1 protein-coding gene is annotated in these 1,042 nt (G+C 43.6%); it reads right to left on the reverse strand.

What is annotated here, in order from left to right; all coding sequences use genetic code 11:
• Nucleotides 1-244: 244 nt before the first annotated feature.
• The coding region (locus R7D93_RS26095) for an immunity 49 family protein (protein WP_318129657.1) at nucleotides 245-1,042 on the reverse strand (798 nt) is incomplete at its 5' end.

The raw sequence follows: 1,042 nt of genomic DNA on the forward strand, positions 1-1,042 counted from the left end.
AGCGAACACCATCTTCTCCGACGGATGACTCTTTTGCAGCTTCTAAAATCTGATCGCGAACCTCTTGGGGAACGTTATTTTGCGCCTGATACTCAGCCAGCATTTGCTGTAAGCGTTTTAACCCTTCTTCACAGAGGAAGCCTGTTGGGTCAATCCACTAGATGGGGTTGATTGAATATCGGTAAACATATAAGCCACCTTGTGAAAGGTGGCTTATATACTGAATTTCTATATAAATGATAATTTATCGTGTGATCTTGCCTGCTTTTACATCTTCTAGCCAACGTCCTTCAACGAGATATGGAGGAAGCCAACCGGTTTCAATAGATAAACGATGACCTTTGTCGTACCACATACAAGCCATGCCAAGCAGAGGGAAATTAATGAAAGTGCGGATGCCTATCCTATCTGGTCCTAATTCTCTAAGATGATATTTCTCTTGGAACTGTAGGTTTTTGACTAGCACTTCCTCAAAGTCATAGCCAATGTTAGTAGTTAGCGCAGCGAAGGTTTCTAGGATCCCCATCGCAATTTCCAACGCCCAGTTATCTCCTTGAGCTACCGCTGCGTCCATTGCTGCAACCAGCTTATCAGGATAATCCGATGTGCGGTTGTGGAACGACTGAATGACGTCTACTAGCATATAAGACAGCTCACCCGCTTTGGTAGAGCTCTGTCTCATCAAAGAAATAGGAAAGTTCGCCAATACGTCCATGCTAGGTTTATCACGAACGATGACAGAGGTAAAATACGCATCTAGCCACATTGAAGGACAAATGAAACCTGTTTTTAAAATACCTTCGCCTTTCCAGGTCACTTCTGGGTATCTAGGTAATTGAATACTTTGAGGTTCGTCAGGCCTCATCGCTAACTGATGATAAAACGCGCGCATTAATGACGCTTCATACAGGCAAAGTGTTCCGATTTGTTCAGTTTCTATTGAAGATGGAAAGCAAGTATACCACCTCACTTGTTCTGAAACGTCGTCGCTAAGAGCGACTAAGTTCTCTCTACGGATTGCTATTAGCTCTTTGCGCTCATC

It is taken from the genome of Vibrio sp. YT-15, assembly GCF_033337445.1.
Classification (GTDB): Bacteria; Pseudomonadota; Gammaproteobacteria; order Enterobacterales; family Vibrionaceae; genus Vibrio; species Vibrio alginolyticus.